The organism is Psychrobacter raelei (assembly GCF_022631235.3).
Classification (GTDB): domain Bacteria; phylum Pseudomonadota; class Gammaproteobacteria; order Pseudomonadales; family Moraxellaceae; genus Psychrobacter; species Psychrobacter raelei.
The window spans coordinates 1,662,384-1,679,763 of the sequence record NZ_CP093310.2; the positions used below are offsets into that span (position 1 = coordinate 1,662,384).

General features: G+C 41.5%; 14 protein-coding genes and 1 tRNA gene. 13 read left to right on the top strand and 2 right to left on the bottom strand.

From position 1 onward, the window contains the following. Positions 1 to 284 precede the first annotated feature (284 nt). The 4 genes from MN210_RS07095 (at position 285) to MN210_RS07110 (ending at position 7,325) form a co-directional block, all read left to right on the top strand. Positions 285 to 1,163, top strand: coding sequence for a glycerophosphodiester phosphodiesterase (locus MN210_RS07095; protein ID WP_241878025.1), 879 nt, complete (start codon positions 285 to 287; stop codon positions 1,161 to 1,163). Positions 1,164 to 1,621: 458 nt separating this feature from the next. Further along, on the top strand, positions 1,622 to 2,812 hold the full coding sequence (locus MN210_RS07100) for an acyl-CoA desaturase (protein ID WP_110817331.1): 1,191 nt from the start codon (positions 1,622 to 1,624) through the stop codon (positions 2,810 to 2,812). Between the two features lie 316 nt (positions 2,813 to 3,128). Continuing rightward, positions 3,129 to 4,706 (top strand): protein adenylyltransferase SelO, encoded by a 1,578-nt coding sequence (locus MN210_RS07105; protein ID WP_338411936.1) that lies wholly within the window; start codon positions 3,129 to 3,131, stop codon positions 4,704 to 4,706. 279 nt (positions 4,707 to 4,985) lie between these two features. Continuing rightward, positions 4,986 to 7,325, top strand: coding sequence for an NADP-dependent malic enzyme (locus MN210_RS07110; RefSeq protein ID WP_011960521.1), 2,340 nt, complete (start codon positions 4,986 to 4,988; stop codon positions 7,323 to 7,325). 69 nt (positions 7,326 to 7,394) lie between these two features. Here the strand turns inward: MN210_RS07110 and MN210_RS07115 are convergent, their stop codons facing one another. Next, entirely contained in the window at positions 7,395 to 8,045 is a 651-nt protein-coding gene (locus MN210_RS07115) for a BLUF domain-containing protein (RefSeq protein WP_110816612.1), read from the bottom strand. Between the two features lie 201 nt (positions 8,046 to 8,246). Between MN210_RS07115 and MN210_RS07120 the strand changes: the two genes are divergently transcribed. From MN210_RS07120 to MN210_RS07150, 7 genes are all read left to right on the top strand, one after another. Continuing rightward, a complete protein-coding gene (locus MN210_RS07120) occupies positions 8,247 to 9,488 on the top strand; it encodes a tRNA nucleotidyltransferase/poly(A) polymerase-related protein (protein WP_338411937.1) in 1,242 nt (413 codons plus the stop codon). 95 nt (positions 9,489 to 9,583) lie between these two features. Continuing rightward, positions 9,584 to 9,660, top strand: a tRNA-Ile gene (locus tag MN210_RS07125). A gap of 150 nt (positions 9,661 to 9,810) precedes the next feature. After that, the gene (locus MN210_RS07130; RefSeq protein WP_338411938.1) at positions 9,811 to 11,046 is read left to right on the top strand and encodes a tyrosine-type recombinase/integrase; all 1,236 of its coding nucleotides are present in this window, start codon (positions 9,811 to 9,813) and stop codon (positions 11,044 to 11,046) included. A gap of 123 nt (positions 11,047 to 11,169) precedes the next feature. Continuing rightward, positions 11,170 to 11,922 carry a hypothetical protein gene (locus MN210_RS07135; protein ID WP_241878033.1) on the top strand — a complete coding sequence of 251 codons (753 nt, stop codon included), beginning with the start codon at positions 11,170 to 11,172 and terminating at the stop codon, positions 11,920 to 11,922. Between the two features lie 155 nt (positions 11,923 to 12,077). After that, positions 12,078 to 12,383 (top strand): helix-turn-helix transcriptional regulator, encoded by a 306-nt coding sequence (locus tag MN210_RS07140; protein WP_241878034.1) that lies wholly within the window; start codon positions 12,078 to 12,080, stop codon positions 12,381 to 12,383. 1 nt (position 12,384) lies between these two features. Next, entirely contained in the window at positions 12,385 to 12,657 is a 273-nt protein-coding gene (locus MN210_RS07145; RefSeq protein ID WP_338411939.1) for a hypothetical protein, read from the top strand. Between the two features lie 101 nt (positions 12,658 to 12,758). After that, complete coding sequence (locus MN210_RS07150) at positions 12,759 to 13,937, top strand: DUF3987 domain-containing protein (protein WP_338411940.1); 1,179 nt, start codon at positions 12,759 to 12,761, stop codon at positions 13,935 to 13,937. On the opposite strand, the gene MN210_RS07155 is transcribed toward MN210_RS07150, so the two are convergent. Continuing rightward, positions 13,938 to 15,103 (bottom strand): IS3 family transposase gene (locus MN210_RS07155; RefSeq protein WP_338411941.1). Its coding sequence is split into 2 segments (ribosomal slippage): positions 13,938 to 14,845 and positions 14,845 to 15,103, totalling 1,167 coding nucleotides; the frame shifts between segments, so codons are not numbered across the junction. A gap of 17 nt (positions 15,104 to 15,120) precedes the next feature. Between MN210_RS07155 and MN210_RS07160 the strand changes: the two genes are divergently transcribed. Further along, positions 15,121 to 16,008: a restriction endonuclease subunit S gene (locus MN210_RS07160; RefSeq protein WP_338411942.1), complete on the top strand. Its 888-nt coding sequence runs from the start codon at positions 15,121 to 15,123 to the stop codon at positions 16,006 to 16,008. A 387-nt stretch (positions 16,009 to 16,395) separates the two neighbouring features. Next, positions 16,396 to 17,364: an IS4 family transposase gene (locus MN210_RS07165; protein ID WP_338412833.1), complete on the top strand. Its 969-nt coding sequence runs from the start codon at positions 16,396 to 16,398 to the stop codon at positions 17,362 to 17,364. The last annotated feature ends 16 nt before the right edge of the window (positions 17,365 to 17,380 follow it).

The following is a 17,380-nucleotide window of genomic DNA, read 5'->3' on the forward strand; positions in this document are numbered from 1 at the left end:
ATAATACTTGCTATTTACTTAACAAATCCATTTTTGAAAGTGTCCGTAAAAAGCTGCTACCAGACTGATACATAAGTCTTTTTTAAAAAAGACAAGCTGATAAGCCATGTCGCTTGGTATTATACGCCAAACATTTAGCATTTGTTAATTAGTATTACTGTAAGCGTATTGTAATGCCGGTGTGTGTCAATTTATATCTACAGTTTGTAAAATGATTGTCCTACCTTCAAGATATGTTCAAACTTTTATCCACTTTAGCCATTAATTTATGCGAGTGCTTATCTATGAGCCGTTCCTGCGTAACCTGCGCCCTTGATACTCATAACAGCCACCTGCTCGGACACCGAGGGGCACGGGGCGAATACTTTGAAAACACACAAGCTGGCTTTCAGCACACCCAGCGGTTACAGCAAAGCTTTCCAAATCACTTAGTCGGCATAGAGTTCGATGTACAGCTGACACTCGATGGCCATCTTGTGGTATTTCATGATGAATCTTTGCTTAGGCTATATGGTAGACAATCGCGTATAGATCAGTTGAGTACCGCTGAGATTAAGCGTTTAAATAACAAAAATAGCGCGGCCAGTCAGCCGGCCATTGTCACTCTTGATGAGATGCCTAGATGGCTGAGCACTTATCAGCACATCGAGCTTGAGATCAAAACCCACAGCCGCACTAACTATCAAGCACTGATCAAGGCTCTAAGACGATGCTTAGCGCACCCAGACTTTGACAGCTTGCCAATCACCTTAACAAGCTTTGACTTACGCCTTCATTATTATTTGCAAATTGATTCATTTTTAAGCCACCTACCCCGAGGGCTTTTGGTCGAGCCGCTATCTTGGTCAATATCTGAGCTACCGTCTGTTTTTTCGCCCAGTGGAACCCTAACTGAGTCCTCATCTGCTGATCGTTTAAACACGCTACCGCTTAGCACTCATCAGATGCTGTATGACACCCCATCGCTTGCCGCACGCTTAGGCTGTAGCAGTCTCGGTCTTTATTATCCTTTGTTTAATGCCTCAGTTATCCAAAGGTGCCAATATTATGGATTGTCGACCACAGCTTGGACAGTAAATCAACCGCAGCAAGCGATAAACCTCATTGAGCTTGGGGTGAATTATGTCATTACCGATTATCCCACTTTATTTTTACAGCAATAGCTGTCAATATCCTGGTGTATAAGGGGTAGTTGCTTTTGTTACCCTGCTATTAATTGAGTGTTTAATATAGGTAACTAACCCCTTATTTGCGCCTTATTTCTTCAAATTCTTAGTGTATAAGTGTTCACTTTATCGCTGATTTGAGGTATCCTACTTCTATCAAGTCAAAACTATGTATATGTAATGCAAGGAACGCCCCAAGAATGCCTACAAACAAAACAAGCCTTTTAAGTATTTTGCGCTCAAGTGCTCAGCTGTCCAAGCTAAGTGCCAGTCGTGCGGTATTTACCGGCAAAAAAATAGCCAATGCTTTGGCCCAAATCCCTTTGTCTGTGCTAAATAAAAACAAGCCAGTCAATGAGGGTCAGCGTTTGAGCTATCAGCCTGGGGTTACACTATCGGCAAAAGGTGCTGACGCTTACGCCCATCTTGAAACCAACGAGATAAACAGTGAATTGATGGCCAAAGAGCTTGAGTTTAAGCGCGCCCCCATTAACTGGATTCCTGCCGCTGTCTTAGTAGCCACGCCCATTGCCGCAGCTTTGATTACCCCTTGGTATCTTGCTACCCATAAGGTCAGTGCCCCTGTTTGGCTCACTTTCGGTGCCGTGGCGGTTTGGACCGGTATGAGTATTACCGCAGGCTATCATCGTCTCATGTCGCATCGTGCTTACAAGGCGCATCCTGCTGTACGCAACTTTTTCTTATTGGGTGCCACATTAGCAGTGCAAGGCTCTGCTTTTGATTGGTGCTCGGGCCACCGTACTCATCACCGCCATGTTGATGACCCTATGGATGACCCTTACTCAGCCAAGCGTGGTTTTTGGTTCAGCCATATCGGTTGGATGTTAAGAAACTACCCAAGCGGTAATTTTGACTATAAAAACATCCCTGACTTAACCAAGGATAAGGTGCTGCAAATTCAGCATAAATACTATGGTCTGTGGGTAGTGGCTACCAACGTGGGACTGATTGGTGCTATTGGCTGGCTTATCGGTGATGTCTGGGGCACTTTATTGCTTGCAGGTCTGGTGCGCTTGGTCATCAACCACCACTTTACTTTCTTTATTAACTCTTTATGCCATATGTATGGTACACGCCCTTATACAGACACCAATACTGCGCGTGATAACTTCATACTTGCCATTCCTACTTGGGGTGAGGGCTATCATAACTATCACCACTTCTTCCAATACGATTATCGTAATGGCGTCAAATGGTGGCAGTACGACCCCACGAAATGGTTAATCGCAGCATTGGCAAAATTAGGCTTAGCTTCTGAGCTTCGTACCGTTGATGATATGACTATTAAGCATGCAGAAGTACAAATGCAGTTTAAACGTGCTCAAAATAAGTTGGCTAAGATTACCAATGAGCAAGGACAAGTGTTAGACAGTAACTTGCCAAGCAACTTACAGAAGTTTAGCGATAGAATCAACTTTGAGTACCAACAGTTTAATGAGACAGTCAAAGAATGGCAGGCCCTAAAAGCCAAAGCCATTCAAATGAAGAAGGCGGAATTCTCTGAGCGTCTGCATGAGGTAGATGAGGTGTTAAGAGACCAATACAAAATCTTGGAGCAGCGCATATTCGCTCACAACCGTAACTTAAAGCAGGCGTTTAAACAATTGAATTATAAGCCCAGTTAGCCTCGTTAACTAAGCTTATCCTGGTAGAGCAGCTTGCTGTAGAAGTACTGCTCTACACCCCCAACCCAATAAAAATAAAATACAATAAAAATAAAGCTCAATATTAAAACAATAATAATAACAAGCGTATGCTTTCTCCACCCCTTTGCCTCTGGTGAAGGGTTTTTTTTGCTTAAACTGTGCAACCAACCATAACAGTCAGACCACAATAAGCGGCCATCAGGTTTGTTAAACTTCTGTTTGTTAGACTTCTATCAGACAACTTATCATCCATCTTTTTATCACCCATCTTTAAATTCTTAAAAAGTCGATACTTATGCAATACCATAATAGCTACGCCAAACTTGATCCTCGCTTGTACAACAAACAAATGCCCACAGCTTTGGATAACCCAAAAGCTGGACACTTTAACCCAATAGTTGCCGCTCAAATTGGTTGGGATCAATCTTCTGAGCTTATGGACAACTGGGTAGATATTTTATCAGGCAATAAGGTTCCTGAAGACTTCGAGCCACTGGCTATGGCTTATGCCGGCCATCAGTTTGGTCAATGGGCCGGTCAATTAGGTGATGGCCGCGGGCTATTAATGGCACAGGTCATTGACAAAAACTCCGAGCTGACCGATTTGCATCTTAAAGGTGCCGGCTTGACGCCCTACTCTCGCATGGGCGATGGTAGAGCCGTTTTGCGTAGCACCATAAGAGAGTATTTGTGTGGTCATGCCATGAGCGCATTGGGCGTTCGCTCTTCAAGCTCACTGGGCTTTGTTACCTCACAGACTCCCGTACGCCGCGAGACCGTAGAGACTGGCGCCGCTTTAATGCGCGTAGCCGATACCCACATTCGCTTAGGTCATGTCGAATGGATTGCAAGCTTTGCCCCAGACTTATTGCCAAGCTTTACTCAGTATATGATTGAGACTTACTATCCTGAGCTGACTACCTCCAAGACGCCCGTCGCGGACTTCATTGCTGCTGTAGTGGCCAATACCGCTACCATGATCGCTGACTGGCAGCTCGTTGGCTTCGCTCATGGTGTTATGAATACAGACAACCTATCTATTACCGGTACTACTTTAGATTATGGACCATTTGGTTTTTTAGAGCGCTTTGATCCTGCTTGGATTAACAACCACTCTGATTACTCTGGCCGTTATACTTATCAAAATCAGCCCGCCATCGGCCATTGGAACCTAAACGTGTGGATGATGCATTTTATGCAGCTGTCGGATAAGATCTTATTCGGCACGTGCAAAGAGCGCTTAGACCGACAAACTTTGGCCACCGCCTTATCTGAGTATGAAACTCACTTTATGCGCCACTATCAACACGGTATTTGTCGTAAATTAGGACTGCCTTGGGAGGGGCTTGGTAATTTACAAAATAGTCAGCATCAGTATCAGCGTAGCACCGAAAGCATCAATACCACATTAAAGCTGGCCTTTGAACTGCTTGAGATTATTGAGCACAATAAACTTGACTATACCAACAGTTTTCGCGCTCTTATGGCTGTGCTTGAGCCAGGTAGTCACTCCCATGAAGATCAGCTACTTGCCAATATATCTCAGGAGCTCAGTGCTGAGCAGCAAACATTGTGGCAAACTTGGCAACATAAATATCGCGCTCATATCAATGAGCAAATTGCGATAAATGACCACCGTTTTTCGGCCACACAAGTGGTCGAGCAACTCGCCCAAGCCAACCCTGTCTATGTGCTGCGTAATGGCATGGCACAGCGCGCTATTGAACAGGCGCAGGCGGGCGACTTATCTGAGGTGGATCGCTTATTTAAGCTGCTAAGCACCCCTTATAACGTCAATGACATGGCGAAGCTAACAGACTATACACCGCCGGCCAGAGAAGATAAGCCGCTGGTAATTAGCTGCTCATCATAAATATTTTGGGCGCCATTAAATATTTTTCATGTAAAAAACACCTTCTATAGCTGCTTAAGCACCCTATATGAGATGTAAACCTGTATAATTGTGCTATTAGTGACTTAGCGAGCAAGCTGTGGCTTACCTAGCTTGGTTAGTAATACGATAATACTTATAAAATGAGTGTCGCCTCTTTGGTTAGTATAATAGCTAGAAAAATGCTAAAATATGAGGCGCACAATAACATTGAATCTCCGGTTACGGATTTCCTTTCTCAAGAGATAATTGGTCTTAAACATGAGCGATAATACTTCAAATTCTATTCCTTCAGATCCTAATTCCATTAATGCAATGAACAAAGAGCAGTTTGAACAATCCGCTTTGCATTATCATGAGCACCCCACACCTGGTAAGATCTCAGTTACCCCAACTAAGCAGATTGCTAACCAACATGACTTAGCCTTGGCCTACTCTCCAGGGGTAGCTGTTCCTTGCTTAGAAATTCAACGAGATCCAAAGCTTGCGGCAAAATATACCGCACGCAATAATCTAGTTGGTGTTATTACCAATGGTACGGCAGTACTGGGTCTAGGTAACATCGGTCCTTTGGCATCAAAACCGGTTATGGAAGGTAAGGGCGTATTATTTAAACGCTTTGCAGGTATCGATGTATTTGATATCGAAATTGATCAAAATGACCCTGACAAATTCATTGAAGCTGTGGCCTCTTTAGAGCCTACCTTTGGTGGTATCAACCTTGAGGACATCAAGGCGCCTGAATGTTTCAAAATTGAGCGCGAACTACGTAAGCGCATGAACATTCCTGTATTCCATGATGACCAACATGGTACGTCAATCATTGTGGGCGCCGCTTTAATTAACGCTTTAAAACTGATCGACAAAAAAATTGAAGATATCAAAGTGGTGTGTTCTGGTGCCGGTGCAGCCGCCATCTCATGCTTAGACTTAATTTGTGCGTTAGGCGTTCAACGCTCTAACATCTTTGTATCAGACTCACGCGGTATCATCTCTACCAAACGTGACAACTTAGATGAAAGCAAGCAGCGCTTTGCTCGTGACACAGAAGCCACAAGCCTTAATGATGTGATGGACGATGTGGATATGTTCCTAGGCTTATCTATGCCAGGTATCTTAACCCCTGACATGATTAAGCGTATGGCTCGTGACCCTATTATCTTTGCACTGGCTAACCCTACTCCTGAAATTATGCCTGAGGTTGCGCATGCTGTTCGTGATGACGTTATCATGGCAACCGGTCGCTCAGACTATCCTAACCAAGTAAACAATGCCTTGTGCTTTCCTTATATCTTCCGTGGTGCACTAGATGTGGGCGCAACCACAGTAAACGAAGAAATGAAGATTGCTTGTGTGCACGCTATTGCAGCCATGGCTCATGTAGAAGCCACGCCATTGCAAGGCCAAAAATATGTGGATAGCTCTAAGATCTTTGGCCGCGAGTATCTGATTCCTGGCCCACTTGAGCCAAACTTAATCGTTGAGATTGCCTCTGCGGTAGCAAAAGCGGCCATGGATTCGGGCGTAGCCACACTACCGATTGATGACTTTAGTGCTTATCGTCAAAAACTTTCAGCCTTTGTGTATAACTCAGCCTTTGTAATGAAGCCTTTGTTTGCGCGTGCCAAAGAAGATCCAAAACGTATTGTCTTCTGTGAAGGTGAAGATCCTGACGTACTGCGTGCAGTTCAGGTAGTGGTTGATGAAGGCTTAGCTCAGCCAATCTTAGTGGGTCGCCCTGCAATTATTCAATCACAAATCAATGCCTTGAGCCTGCGTCTAAAAGCAGGTGAAAACATTGAAATTGTAAACCAAGATGATGATCCACGCTATAAAGACTACTGGCAGACTTATTACGAGCAAAATAAACGCAAGGGCGTCAGTATTGAACTTGCTCGCCGTGATGTGCGCCGTAAGACCACGCTAATCGGCTCTTTGTTGGTCGAAAAAGGTGATGCTGATGGTATGATCTGTGGTACTTTCAGTCACTACAACTTACACTTAAACTACGTAGAAAGAGTCATTGGCAAGCTTGAGGGTGTTAAAAACTTCTACTCAATGAATGCCGTATTGATGCAAAACCGCAACCTGTTTATTGCCGATACCTATATTCATGAAGACCCAACCGCTGAGCAGTTGGCAGAAATGACAGTACTGGCTGTAGATCAAATGCGCCGCTTTGGCATTACTCCACGTGTTGCTCTGCTTTCACACTCAAACTTCGGTACCTCTAACCGTGATAGCGCCATTAAAATGCGCAAAGTGTATGAGCTGCTAAATGAAATGAATGTGGACTTTGAGTTTGATGGCGAAATGCATGGTGATTCAGCACTAGATGACCGTATCCGTAATCAAGACTTCCCACACAGTGTGTTAAAAGGCCCAGCTAACTTGTTGATTATGCCAACCCTTGATGCCGCTAATATTGCCTTTAATTTGTTAAAGACAGCTACAGGTAGTGCCACCATTGGTCCAATCCTATTAGGTGCCAGCAAGCCTGTACATATCTTAACGCCTTCTGCTACTGCTCGTCGTATTGTCAACATGACTGCCCTAGCGGTTACAGAAGCTCAAGATATCGAAGCCAACGCAAAAAACTAATCTTAGCTTATAAGCCTTAAGTCAATAAAAAAGCCAGCAATCGCTGGCTTTTTTATTGATAAACCTAGATTAAAAAATTGAGCCGTATTTTAGCAGTACGCCCAACGTAATAACCACGAGCCCAAACAGTAGCCAATGCAATAATCCTGAGTCCATAATGCTGACCACATCATTTTTAGGATCTCTGATGATGTTATAAACTTCTTGATACTGTGGGTCATTAACGGTATTGGCTTCAAGTTTTTGCATCACACAAATAAAATGCTCAACGAACCAAGGCGACCAGGTTAACGGCTTGAAGGGTAAAAACTGATTTAACTCAGGAGTATGTGCTTGCATCGAATCAGCCGTCCATGCTGTTTTATCAAAGCTTAAACTGCTCATCTGCCACTTGTGGAAGCTGTATTTATTAATGTGCTTTAACAAAATAACTTGCACCTTTTTATGACGCTTGTCGACAAATATTCGAGCCATAAGTGGTACAAGTACCTTTTTTTGACCCTCTAAACACTGTAAAAAATGACGATGATCATTACAGAGCACCCCTTTAATAGAGTTTTTAAGATTATAATCTTCAGCATGTACTCTGATGTGTTCGAACAACTGCGGGTCTGAGCTGCTTTCCTTACTAATTATGCTCACATAAACCAGCCTAATAAGCTCACCATCTTTAACATTTTCAAGGGCTTTATCTAGCTGGTTAGCATTTGAGATCATCATTTACATCAACTCCACTATCGCTTAAGTATCATCTATAGGATGAATAGCATCCCAAATAATGCGTTATACTCCTTATAGATTTTAATCGCTTAGTCTCTTGGAGCCTTGAGAATAAAGCGGTTGATTATATCAAAAACATTATTGATACTGATACTTTAATTTATACGCTCTTAATAATAAAATTAAAACATAAGGATGACTATGCAAGTTTATATTGTGGGTGGTGCAGTCAGAGACGAGCTACTCAACAGACCTTATACCGATAAAGACTTCGTTGTGGTAGGTGCCACACCCGAGCAAATGATTGAGGCCGGCTTTATCCAGGTAGGCGCAGATTTTCCGGTATTTTTGCACCCTAAAACCAAAGAAGAGTATGCCTTAGCACGTACTGAGCGTAAATCTGGCAAAGGGTATAAAGGCTTTGAGGTGTATGCCTCACCCGAGGTGACCATAGAACAAGATCTTTTACGCCGCGATTTGACCATTAATGCCATGGCCATAGAAGTCAAAAGCCTGATGGACGACACCATTCTCACAGGTGAAGTCATTGATCCTTATGGTGGCCGTGAGGACATTAAAACTAAAACACTAAGGCACGTGTCTGAAGCTTTTAGTGAAGACCCGCTGCGGGTACTAAGGATAGCTAGGTTTTATGGACGATTTTATGATCCAAAAGCTGATCATAACTTCAGCATTGCACCAGATACCTTAGCGTTAATCGCCACCATCAATGACAGTGATGAACTTGCATGCCTGACTGCTGAGCGTGTCTGGCAAGAGACCAGTCGCGCTTTGATGCAAGACTGTCCATATGCTTACCTAGATTGTTTGCAGTATATGGGCGCCCTACCCCATATTTTTCCCAGTATTGCCAATGCGTTAGGCGATGACAAGATAAAAGCATTGGTGTTTCAAGCCCTACAATTAGCAGGCCAACTGAACTTAAGCTTGCAGCAGCGCTGGGCGATAATCATGTTAAGCTTCGCACAAGAGGTGATAGAGGTGCTTAATCCACGCCATCACTCAAATCATCATCCGCATCAAATCGATGAGGCCTTATTCAGCGCCTGGGCAAGCAAGCTTAAACAGGTGAGCCATAACTTGAAGGTACCAAAAAAAACCACTCAGTTTGCTGCATCTTATGCCAATTGCTCAGGGTATTTAGCAGCATATCCATACCTAGGGCAACACAGCGACTCTGATGCCAATTCGTTGACCAAGCTCATCGTGCTCACTAAAGCCGATAAAGACCCCTCTGATCTCCATGAGCTAATACAATTACACAAGGTTATTGAAATGGCGTGGCAGCAGCTTGAGATGACTGATTTTATTAAGGCTTATACTCAGATCAGCATGGCGGATATCGACCCAGATTTACAAGGCAGCGCTATTGGTACGGCATTGAGTGCCGCTCGAATAAATGCTATTGCTCAGATTTTATAAAAAAGTCACCCAAAATTAGCGTCTTACCCTTGCAAATTTATAATTTTCAGGTAATATAATGCGTCTAATAAAGCTGATTAAACGGCTTGTTATTAGGGCTCATAGCTCAGTTGGTTAGAGCAGAGGACTCATAATCCTTTGGTCGTAGGTTCAAGTCCTACTGGGCCCACCATATTTTGATTCAAGGCTTACCGTCATATTCGGTAAGCCTTTTTTTATGGGCGTTTGATGGGTTTAGTGAATACATAGGGGTATGGTGAACAATATAGAATGTTGGTATATTTGTTGGTATAAAGATTAACAGAACAGGAATATACCAACAATGGCACTAACTCATACATTTATAAATAAACTAACCCCAAGCGATAAATGCACACCTAACAGACCTGATAAATATAGCGATGGCGATGGCCTTCAACTTTGGGTAAGACATACAGGTAATAAAGTTTGGGTGAGTGCTTATCGCTGGCAAGGTAAACAACAGACACTCACATTGAATAAGTATCCTGCATTTTCATTACAAGAGGCTAGAAAGCGTAATCTAGAAATAAAACAATTGGTTGCTGATGGAATAAACCCCAAAGAAAAAAAGAAAGAGCAACAAGCCAGCCAAGATGGTTCAAGGTTATTCGATACGATAGCACAGGCATGGTATGCAGAGCGTAAAACATATCTAGCACCTAGCACTTATAGCCGTAACTATTCTGCTTATATGCGTGATGTTAAACCTGCTATTGGTAATAAAATAATTGATGATATCACTCCCCCTGACATTATCGCTATTGGTAAAGCAATTGAGGCTAGAGGTGCGAATGAAATGGCAAGACGAATAATGGCAGAAGTAGGCCAAATCTTTAAACATGCTATCAGGAATGGTTTAGCTACCTACAACCCAGCCTCTGATCTATCAGCTACTATTAAGCCCCACAAAACAAAAAATCACAGTCGTATTACGTCAAAAGAACTGCCACAGCTTTTGACAGATATTGATAGTTATACAGGGCATATGACTGTCAAGCTAGGCTTATGGTTTCTATGCTATACATTCGTAAGGACTAACGAGATTCGTTTTATGGAGTGGTCAGAAATTGACTACACTGACAAGGTATGGCGTATTCCAGCCGAAAAGATGAAGATGGATAGGCCTCATATAGTACCGCTTGCACCTCAAGTAATGCAGATATTGCATCAAATCAAACAACTAGGCTTTTCTGATAAGTACGTGTTTTTTAATCCATCAACTCGCAAGCCATACAGCCAAAACGCTTTTATCAATGCCTTATATCAGATGGGCTATAAGTACAAAATGACTGGACATGGCTTTAGAGGTTTAGCCAGTACTACCTTACATGAGCAAGGCTATATGCATGAGGCTATTGAGTTACAGCTTGCACATGAGCAAGAGAATAAGATTAGTAAGGCATACAATGGTGCTCAACACCTGCCCTACCGCACTCAAATGATGCATGAGTGGGCCAACTATGTTGATGATGCTTTTGCTGGCAAGACTGACAACTTAATCATTATGCCAAAAGCTCAAAAAGTACAGAACGGCTAAAAATACAACTAACTAAACCCCATTGCAAGGCTAGGAGTAATTACCCGAACGACTGCCCTTGACACCTTTAAGCAGTCACCGCCTTGCACCCTTTTAAGTTTAAAGGTGTAGTAAAGGTGGTTAATGGCTTTAATTAGTAAGCTTACTAATAAGTTAAATGACTTTATAGACTTCAATAGTTTAATGATACATTTGTCTGCTCTTAACAAAGAGCCTTTGTTTGAAGTGGTGACATACTTACTCCACTATGAAATATATAATATAGGATTCTACTATATAGATATGGATTTAAAGGTTATTCCCGAAGATTCTCCTGAACTGATTAAGGAATATCTCGAGGACATCCAAAAAGCATTATTTATTACTCACCAGGAATGGATTTACTATGGACCTGAAAGTTTAAAGGCTTTAGATGAGCAAATGCAAATAACATTGATTTCTAGTATGGGAAATTACAAATACATGCATGCTTTTTTCAAAATATCTGATTTGCTCGCCTTCTCACCATTAGTAGATGAGAACCTCCTACATTTTGAAAAGAGCAACTATAGTTCTAATTCTCACAACGTTCAACATACTCTACCCGATCAACAGCTAACAGCCTTAGATAACTTTAATTTCGAGAGAGATAAGTTTATTCGCACTGGTCAAGCTATTGCTAAATACATATGGTCGATGGATAAAGATAAAAAAATAAGAACTGGGGATATGGTGCAACAAATCAAAAAAATCTTATACGATATTGATCCGAGTAAGCATCGTGAAGATGAAACAATTAAGACATGGTTGTCTAGTGTTGCTCCAGATTATGCGAAAAAGAAAGGTAGACCAAATAAAAACTCTCCCAAGGAAATTACCCTAATCATGAAAAAATAATTACCCGATACGCTATTTCCCCCGTAAATCCCCATTACCACTAGGTATTGGGGATTTTCTATTTTATGCACCCTAATTATCATTCACTCCATACCGTAGCACTTAATTCAAAGCCGTTACGGTTCAAATCAACCTGATTTTATGGAGTAAGTGATATGACTAGTTCTATCAATACTGAAGTAATTAACTTCAATCAAAACGCTACTAAAGATATTAAGCACGCAGCACCAAGCCAATATGCAAAATACTTACCACCGCAAGGAATGAGCAGAGCTAAAGACATTCTACCTTTCCTACCGTTTGGTCGTACTACCTTACATGAATGGAGCAATAATGGCCTATTTCCTGCCAGCATTAAACTATCTCCAACTATGGTGGCTTGGCGTAACTCTGATGTATTGGAGTGGCTTGAGAATCAAAAGCCTAGCACCGTCTCAAATGATGATTTAGAGAGGGCTTAACATGATACATATAAGCCACAACCAAACTGCTAGACAGATGGATATGATTATTGATCATTTTCAGAAAACTAAAGAAGAGCGAATAACAGCAATCAATCAAGATGATTGGTACATGATTTACATAGATGACGAGCCATTAATAGCTGAGCACGCCGATAGTATTATGCGTTATTGGCAAGCTGAAACAATAGTGGAATTTATCAATGCATTAAATCTTGAAAAACAAGTCAGTATTAGACATGTCATTCTTTTTGACTATAACCCTAATTTGTAAGAAAGACATAGTAGGTAAAACTCATTAAGAGTTTTCCAAGCTAATCAAACGACATAGTGAATAAGCGCCAACCAGTTGAGCTGGTTGGTAAGGAACATTAAATGACTATTGAAATGAATAAATCTTGCACACGTGAAAAAGCCCCTACTAGCGACAGTAAGGGCTTAATTGCAAAGCTATCAGACTACCAACCAGCGACAGGCGAATCGCTGGCAGATGATGCAGTATTAAACCAACTTTATGACCTAGAATACTTTTTGGATCAACCAATAGGGCTTAATAGCAAACTACTTTATCTGCATGACAATATTAGCATAACTAACGGTCGTAATATAGGCGAAATAATGCCGACTAAAGATATGATAGGGTTAGTATTGATAGATAACCAGGAGCAGCCAGCCAGTCTTGCTTGCTTTAACCCTAACAGAGATAGCAAGCCACTTATTACAGACGTAAGCCAGCCTTGTGCTTTTGTCATCGGTGACATAAGCCAAGATAGACAGTTATGGGCAGTTGATACTTTAGAAGATGGTATCAATCTATATCACCAGCTAAATGTTATTAGCATGCAACCAGCCACCATATTAGTTAATTTAATTACATGGCAATTTGAGCCAATGGTTAAACATTTTGCTGAGGTACAGACCGTTTATCTTAACGTCACAGTTGATAAAAGACATAAGCTAGATAAGCTGGCTGGCGAAAATGTGAAAGCCATTCTCACCACTTTTGATATGTTGATAGAACTTCAGGCAGGCAAGCTCTTAGATGAGGTTATGGCCGAGGCTACTGTAATTGACATGCAGGACGAAGGTTGGGATGATCCTGAATCTCTGGCCAATAATCCAAGTGAGCCTACACCTTACCCGATTGAAGCTTGGCAAGGATTGCTTAGAAGGGTTATAGAAAAAATTTCTTACCATGCACAGGTTACACCAGCAATGGCAGGACAATGCATATTGGGTGCATTGGCACACATGGGCCAACGCTTCATTGATGCTCCAATAGGTCATACCCATATGCCAGCAAGTTTATATCTTATTACAGAAGGTGAAAGTGGTAGTGGTAAAAGTTTCGCAATGAACTTAAGTCATTATCAGATCAAGGCGAATGAGCATAAGCACTATAACACCTACCTTGAACGACTCAATCAGTGGGAAGCAGATAAAGCCAGTTTAAAAGGCAGAGAGCTGAAGGACTTTCTAAGTACCAACCCAAAACCCCATAACCCTACTGACCCCTGCTGTCAAATCCGTACAATTAAACTTGGGAGATTTTAACTACGCAGCTTGACGATAATAATTAAACCACACCTGTCTTGGCGATTTATAGCCTAAACTCTTTTGAATCCTCGTTTGGTTGTAATACAGCTCAATATAGCCAATGATATCGCTGATCGCTGCAAATCTTGTTTTGTAGTCTTGGTGATATACCAGCTCATTCTTTAATACGCCCCAGAAGCTCTCTATTGGAGCGTTGTCATAGCAATTACCTTTGCCACTCATTGAGCCTGTAAATTGCTGCTGCTTGATGATCTTGTGATAGGCATGGCTGCAGTACTGGCTACCTCTATCAGAGTGAACTATTAGCCCTTTGCTGGGTCGTTTGTTCTTAATGGCCATATTGAGTGCACGGCATACTAGATCCGCAGTCATACGTTTGTTGATGGCATAGCCGACCAGTTCTTTGGTATACAAGTCTTTAACACCAGCCAAGTACAGCCAGCCCTCGTTTGTCCAGATATAAGTAATATCACTGACCCAAGATTGATTAGGTCGACTGGCTTCAAACTTTTGATCCAGCACGTTTGGATAAACTAGCTTGTTATGGTCTGAGTCCGTTGTCACTTTAAAGCGCTTATGACGTCTACATTTTATGTCATGTTCTTCCTTGATACTACGTACCATATACCTGCTAACTTCATGCCCTTGTTGGTTTAAATAAGCATGCAGACGCTCATAGCCATATCGCTCTTTGGTTTCACTGTGTGCAGCCTTTACAAGCAGTTCACAGTGATTACGATGTATTTGCTGAGCACTGATATTACGCTTGATCCAGTCATAGTAGCTTGATAGTTTGGTATCAAATGTTTTGCACATGGCTGTGATACTGAATTGAGTCTTGTAATGGTCAATAAAGGCGTACCTTACTGACCGTTCCTTGCAAAGTACGCCGTGGCCTTTTTTAATATTTCACGCTCTTCTTGTGCAATCTTCAACTCTCGCTTTAAACGCTTAATTTCTTCAAGGGCTGAAACGAGCTCTGGATCGTATTGCTTAGTGCCTTTGAGTTTGCCTTGATTGGCTTTATTATGCCAGTTGGATAAGGTTTGCATCGCTATGCCAAGCTGCTTTGCAGTCGCTGAGATATTGCCGTTATTGTCTGCTATCTTCTTGACGGCTTCTGCTTTAAATTCTGTGCTGTAAGTTCTAATTTTCTTAGTCATGGTAAACTCCTGTTATTGTGCTTAGTTTACCAAGTTTATCTCTACGGTTTCTTCAGCATAGCTCACTTAAACAAAACTGGGCAAGACTGGCGGATAACTTCGATATTATCTTTACCACTGAACAAAGTATCGAAGCGCTTAAACAAACCATCTTACAGCTAGCAGTAATGGGTAAACTGGTACCGCAAAATCCTGATGATGAGCCTGCTTCGGTGTTGCTAAAGCAGGTTGAGACAGAGAAAAATAGATTAATCAAAGAAGAGTCATTAAGAACAAAAGCTAAGATTGATATTGAAGAAGATGAGAAATACATTACTCAACCTCTGGGATGGGCATGGATTCGTTTGGGTAATTTGGCAAAATTTATTGATTATCGAGGTAAAACTCCGCAAAAAATTGATCAAGGTATAAGACTGATTACTGCTAAAAATATCAGATATGGATATATTGATTTAAATCCAGAAGAGTTTGTTTCTGAGCAAGAATATATCAACTGGATGACTAGAGGCTTCCCTCGCAAAGGTGATACTTTATTCACACCAGAAGCTCCTTTAGGCAATGCTGCTAACATTGATCTTGATGAGAAGTTTGCGTTAGCTCAAAGAGCAATTTGCTTTCAATGGCATGAAATACAAATTAATGACTTTATGCTAATTCAACTTTTAGCCACACCTTTTCAATCACAATTAAAAGAAAATGCAACAGGTATGACTGCAACAGGGATTAAAGCTTCTAAGCTTAAAGAGATTCCTATAATAATTCCCCCATTAGCCGAACAAAAGCGTATTGTCGCAAAAGTCGATGAACTAATGGCGATTTGCGAACAGCTTAAAGAGCAATTACAGCAATCGCAGCAGACTCAAGTGAATTTGACCGATGCCTTAGTTGATCAAGCGCTTGCTTAAATTAATTCAGTCTAAATGTATAACGAAAAACCTGCCAGCCGGCAGGTTTTTTTATTGCTTATCAGGAAGATAAACAAACATCTTTATACACGTTAAATACTGGTATTCCATTTCGTAAAAGCTGCTATGCTGATTCCGTATTAAAAAACTTGTAGATTGACTCAAATAACTATTTAAAAAGAGACTCTGCACACGACAAAAAAAACAAAAAAGTCTGTTAAAGCAAAGGCATAATAGTGATTTTTAAGACGAATCAGACCATGCCAAACTTTAACAGACTTAGTGAAACTTTAACCCAAAACCTGAGTATGAACAAGGCAAGAATCACATGTTTGAGCCTAATGATAATAGCCCTGATTACTGCTCAAAGCAGTAATCTTAAAAAAAATAGCAAGACACCTCCCTAAGGGTGGCAAGACCGACAGCCACTATCGCAGACTACAGCGATTTTTTGCCGAAGCGAGGATAGACTACGATCAATTAGCTTTAATGATATATCGACTATTTGGGCTAGGCAAAGTCACCTTAACCATTGACCGCACCAACTGGAAATGGGGTAAAAGTAACCTCAACATCTTTATGCTAGGGGTGGTATATAAAGGGATAGCCATCCCCTTATACTGGCAAATGCTAGATAAGCGAGGTAATACAAACCATCTTGAACGCTGTGAACTTATTGAGCGGTTTATCAAACAATTTGGCAAAGATAACCTTGAGATGATAGTAGCGGACAGAGAGTTTGTTGGCGAAAAATGGTTTAACTGGCTCACCAATAATCACATACCCTTTGCCATACGGATTAAGAAGAACAGTAAAGTTAAGAATCATCATGGCAAGTTGGTACAGATTAAAGAGTTATTGCGCCATGTTAGCCATCAAGAAACATATCGACATGGGCGAATACTGACTGTCGATGGTTGTTTGGTTCGAGTATTTGCCAAGCGTGATAAAGACTATGGTTTAGTGATTGTCGCAACCAATCAACTAGAAACAGTGGATGCGATGACAAGCTATGCTAAGCGTTGGGAGATTGAGACTTTATTTGCTTGTTTAAAGGGGCGTGGCTTTAATCTTGAAGATACCCACTTAACCCATCTTGATCGGGTCAGTAAATTAGTCGCAGTGAACGCCTTAGCATTTTGTTGGGCTTATCATGTCGGTATTTATAAAGACAAAGATAAGCCGTTAAAACGCAAGTTGAAGTCAAACGCTCGACCTCAAGCCAGTTTGTTTGTGCTTGGCCTGGATGTGTTGATTGAGGGCCTGCGCTTGGTGTTTTTTAACAATGATAAGACTGTACTTCGACAGTTAGTTAGCTTTTTAACCCCTAAACCTATGAAAATTGGGTGGGGATAATTTTTTTGTCGTGTGC

Bases quoted from the DNA above. Each gene is read 5' to 3' on its own strand.
- MN210_RS07095 (WP_241878025.1), top strand. From the start codon at position 285: ATGAGCCGTTCCTGCGTAACCTGCGCCCTTGATACTCATAACAGCCAC.
- MN210_RS07100 (WP_110817331.1), top strand. From the start codon at position 1,622: ATGGCCAAAGAGCTTGAGTTTAAGCGCGCCCCCATTAACTGGATTCCT.
- MN210_RS07105 (WP_338411936.1), top strand. From the start codon at position 3,129: ATGCAATACCATAATAGCTACGCCAAACTTGATCCTCGCTTGTACAAC.
- MN210_RS07110 (WP_011960521.1), top strand. From the start codon at position 4,986: ATGAGCGATAATACTTCAAATTCTATTCCTTCAGATCCTAATTCCATT.
- MN210_RS07115 (WP_110816612.1), bottom strand. From the start codon at position 8,045: ATGATGATCTCAAATGCTAACCAGCTAGATAAAGCCCTTGAAAATGTT.
- MN210_RS07120 (WP_338411937.1), top strand. From the start codon at position 8,247: ATGCAAGTTTATATTGTGGGTGGTGCAGTCAGAGACGAGCTACTCAAC.
- MN210_RS07130 (WP_338411938.1), top strand. From the start codon at position 9,811: ATGGCACTAACTCATACATTTATAAATAAACTAACCCCAAGCGATAAA.
- MN210_RS07135 (WP_241878033.1), top strand. From the start codon at position 11,170: ATGGCTTTAATTAGTAAGCTTACTAATAAGTTAAATGACTTTATAGAC.
- MN210_RS07140 (WP_241878034.1), top strand. From the start codon at position 12,078: ATGACTAGTTCTATCAATACTGAAGTAATTAACTTCAATCAAAACGCT.
- MN210_RS07145 (WP_338411939.1), top strand. From the start codon at position 12,385: ATGATACATATAAGCCACAACCAAACTGCTAGACAGATGGATATGATT.
- MN210_RS07150 (WP_338411940.1), top strand. From the start codon at position 12,759: ATGACTATTGAAATGAATAAATCTTGCACACGTGAAAAAGCCCCTACT.